This is a genomic window from Niastella sp., from assembly GCF_045805085.1.
In the GTDB taxonomy this organism is placed as follows: domain Bacteria; phylum Bacteroidota; class Bacteroidia; order Chitinophagales; family Chitinophagaceae; genus Niastella.
The window spans coordinates 1-3,814 of the sequence record NZ_JBJMLX010000124.1 but is presented as its reverse complement, the minus strand read 5'-3'; the positions used below and the strand labels follow the sequence as shown (position 1 = coordinate 3,814).

The 3,814-nt window shown below is 44.0% G+C and carries 4 protein-coding genes and 1 tRNA gene; 4 read left to right on the top strand and 1 reads right to left on the bottom strand.

Annotated features, from left to right (window positions below; translation table 11 throughout):
- Nucleotides 1–388: 388 nt before the first annotated feature.
- A tRNA-Cys gene (locus ACJ751_RS06150) sits at nucleotides 389–459 on the bottom strand.
- An 89-nt stretch (nucleotides 460–548) separates the two neighbouring features.
- Between ACJ751_RS06150 and ACJ751_RS06145 the strand changes: the two genes are divergently transcribed.
- The 4 genes from ACJ751_RS06145 to ACJ751_RS06130 all read left to right on the top strand — a co-directional run.
- Nucleotides 549–1,424 (top strand): nucleoside phosphorylase, encoded by an 876-nt coding sequence (locus ACJ751_RS06145; RefSeq protein WP_407744499.1) that lies wholly within the window; start codon nucleotides 549–551, stop codon nucleotides 1,422–1,424.
- Between the two features lie 92 nt (nucleotides 1,425–1,516).
- A complete protein-coding gene (gene dapF / locus ACJ751_RS06140; RefSeq protein WP_407744498.1) occupies nucleotides 1,517–2,302 on the top strand; it encodes a diaminopimelate epimerase in 786 nt (261 codons plus the stop codon).
- 108 nt (nucleotides 2,303–2,410) lie between these two features.
- On the top strand, nucleotides 2,411–3,349 hold the full coding sequence (locus ACJ751_RS06135) for a magnesium transporter CorA family protein (RefSeq protein WP_407744497.1): 939 nt from the start codon (nucleotides 2,411–2,413) through the stop codon (nucleotides 3,347–3,349).
- A gap of 65 nt (nucleotides 3,350–3,414) precedes the next feature.
- Nucleotides 3,415–3,814: NUDIX domain-containing protein (locus ACJ751_RS06130; protein ID WP_407744496.1), on the top strand; the 400-nt coding region annotated here is incomplete at its 3' end.

The window sequence follows — 3,814 nt, the reverse complement described above, 5'->3', positions numbered from 1 at the left end:
TTATTGATCTGAAGTTGCGCAGATATGCGCTATAAATAGCGACTTATGCACCAAAGTAAGCAACTTGTATGAAAAGTTAGCTTTGGATGAGTCATAAAAGGCTAGGTACGCAATAAAAGAAGCAACTGGCGCACAATATAAAGCTATTGGTGCACCATAAAAGGCTACAGTTGTTTCAAAGTTGGCAACTTCCAAGCCAATCTTGTCCACAATACACGCCGCTGGCTCACATTCTTGAGTGAACTATGCTCCTTTCATGGGATAGTGTCGGTAGTTTCTGATCTTATCCTAAATTCCCCAACTTTTCAACCTGATCCAAAAGAAAGAGATCCTGTTAAGTTCTATAAAAAAGAAAAGGACCGCTTTTCAGCGATCCTTGATTCTAATGAGGTCCCGACCAGATTTGAACTGGTGTAAAAGGTTTTGCAGACCTCTGCCTAGCCGCTCGGCCACAGGACCATCTTAATCGAATTTTTTCCCCAATCGTTCGGGGTGTGCAAAAGTAGGATATTTGTCGGATATTTGGCCAACCTTTTTAATCCTTTTTTATGCAACGAATTCCAGAATCGGAATTGATTATCAACAAACGGGGTGCCGTATACCATCTCGACCTGCGGCCCGAAGAACTGGCTCATACCATAATCACTGTGGGCGACCCCGACCGCGTAGCCGCTGTGAGCAAGCATTTCGACCATATTGAACACAAACGCAGTCACCGCGAATTCATATCCCATACCGGCGTGCTGGGCAAAAAAAGACTTTCCGTCGTCTCTACAGGCATTGGCCCTGATAATATAGATATTGTGCTGAACGAACTCGACGCCCTGGTGAATATCGACTTTCTTACCCGTACCATCAAACCTCAACTTACCCAGTTGAACATAATCAGGGTAGGCACTTCCGGCGCCCTGCAGGCTAATATTCCTACCGACAGTTTCGTGGTTTCTACCCATGGCCTGGGAATAGATAACCTGCTGAATTTTTACCGGTACGAAGAAAATGAAGAGGAAAAACAGCTGTTGCAATCCTTTATTACCCAAACTCAACTGCATCAACGCATCTCCCAACCGTATATCTGCGGCAGCAGTGCGCATCTTATTAAACATTTTGTAAATAACTTCCATCACGGCATTACCGTAACCTGCCCGGGGTTTTATGGTCCGCAGGGGCGCATTTTACGGCTGGGCTTGAGCAATCCGCAACTGATCGATCGCCTCACGCAGTTTGCATTTGGCCCCCACCGCATCACCAATTTTGAAATGGAAACCTCCGGCATCTATGGACTGGGCAAACTGCTGGGGCACCATTGCCTGTCGATCAGCGCCATTGTAGCCAACCGCGTTACCAAACAATTCTCTAATGACGGCCAGGCGGCCATTGAACAATTAATCAAAAAAACGCTCGATATCATCAACGGCTGGTAATTGAACCAAGTAAATAACAATCTGTTATAATAAGTTGGAGCCATTATGGTACTAAACCAGTTTGTAGTAATATTGCAAAGGAACAATCAACTATGGAATTAATCTTTCACAAATACCAGGGGACAGGAAACGATTTTGTAATTCTGGACAACCGAGATGAACGTTATAATGGATTGACCAATGAACAGGTTCGCTTTATATGCAACCGCCGTTTTGGAATTGGCGCCGATGGGCTCATGTTATTGAACAATGCCAATGGATACGATTTTGAAATGAAGTATTACAATGCCGATGGCCGCGAAAGCTCCATGTGCGGCAATGGTGGCCGCTGTTTGGTTAAGTTTGCTTATAACATTGGCATTCGTAAAGAAAAATACCACTTTATAGCTGTTGACGGCCCGCATGATGCCGAAATTGACGATGACGGCATTGTTAGCCTTAAAATGATAGATGTGGATGGAGTTAAAGACTACCATAGCGATTTCATTTTAAACACCGGTTCGCCCCACTACATTAAAATGACCCACAACGTGTGGGATTTTGATGTTTACAAAAAAGGAAAAGACATCCGCTACAGCAACACTTTCGCCAAAGATGGCATCAACGTAAATTTTGTTGAGCGAAAAAATAACGATGAAATAATAGTACGCACCTACGAACGCGGGGTAGAAGATGAAACCCTTTCCTGTGGCACCGGTGTTACCGCCAGCGCCCTGGTATGTTACCATAACGAACGGGGTTTCAACGAAGTAACGGTTCAAACCAAGGGTGGAAAACTATCCGTTGAATTCGACCGCACCGACGATGATGTGTACCGCAACATCTGGTTATGCGGCCCGGCGGAGAAAGTCTTTGAAGGAAGCACAAACATTAAATAATTACCCATTGCCCCCGATTTTCCGGGGGCATTTTTATTTTAAAGCCCCCTTTCTTAACCTAAAATTTACTCCCTTTTAATCAAAAAGCGGCCTTACCTTTGCGCGCCTATGATCCAGTACTTCAAAAATATCAATTATCAAACCATAGCGATCGATAAGCCGGAAAACGGCTCCTGGGTGAACATTTTGCCACCACTGAAACAGGAGGAGTTCTCTGAATTATCCAATTCGCTCGATATTCCCCTCGAATTCCTTACCGACTCGCTGGATATTGATGAAAGGACCCGTTTTGAAGAAGCTGACAACGTGAAGCTGCTGGTTATTAAAACTCCCACGGAAAATAACTCCTTTAACGAAAGCGATGCCTTTTATATCACCATTCCGATCTGTATCATCATTACCCACAACCAGATCGTAACGGTGAATTCCTTCGAGAACGGCGCTATCAAGAAGTTCCTGAACACCTTCCAGAACCGGCATCCCGATAACCGGAAGATGATGGTGCTGAAGATCATTGAAAAGATCATTCAGACCTACCTTGAATTTTTGAAAGAGATCAATCAACGCAGAAATATACTGGAGCAAAAACTGTATGCAGCCAGCCGTAACGAACATTTGTTGCAAATGATGCGTATTCAGAAAAGCCTTGTGTATTTTGTAACCGCCCTGCGCTCGAACGAAATGCTGCTGATGAAGATAGAGCGTACCAATTTCCTGGGTTTGAATGAAGATGAAAAAGAATTCCTGGGCGACCTTATCATCGATAACTCCCAGGCGTTGGAAATGGCGAATATCTATACCAACATCCTGAGCAGTACGCTCGATGCGTTTGCAAGCATTATTGCTAACAACCAGAACGAAGTGTTACGACGTTTATCAGTTATCACCATCGTACTGTCGCTGCCCGTGCTGGTAGCCAGTATTTACGGTATGAACGTCCCTATCCCCTACTCGCATTCGCCCTTTGCATTCTACATACCGGTATTATTATCATTGGTGATATCGTTGGTAATTGGCTGGTTCTTTTTAAAGAAAAAGTTATTTTAAGGTGAATGGTCAATGGTGAATGGTGAATAGTTTCCGAAGCTAAGAACTCAAAACTATAACTGAAAATGTTTAATCTCCGGGTATACGGCATACTGATAGGTGAAAACAACCAGGTGCTGGTAAGCGATGAATTTATCCGTGGCAGTTATTACACCAAATTCCCCGGTGGCGGATTGGAATTCGGCGAAGGCACCCGCGATTGTTTGAAAAGAGAGTTCATGGAAGAAATGAACCTCAACGTGCACGTGGGCGATCACATTTATACTACTGATTACTTTCAAATGAGTGCGTTCAATCCCGAACACCAGATCATCTCAATATACTACTTTGTACAGGCCCTGGAACCTATTACAGTGCCGCTCCGTCAAAAGCCATTCGACTTCGACGAACAACAACTGGCCGTTTATAAAGAAAGATCAGAAACAGAAACTTTCCGCTTCATCAATTGGGATGAATTTTCAGAAG

Coding starts and splice junctions, on each gene's coding strand:
- dapF (WP_407744498.1), top strand. CDS start 1,517: ATGGAATTAATCTTTCACAAATACCAGGGGACAGGAAACGATTTTGTA.
- ACJ751_RS06145 (WP_407744499.1), top strand. CDS start 549: ATGCAACGAATTCCAGAATCGGAATTGATTATCAACAAACGGGGTGCC.
- ACJ751_RS06135 (WP_407744497.1), top strand. CDS start 2,411: ATGATCCAGTACTTCAAAAATATCAATTATCAAACCATAGCGATCGAT.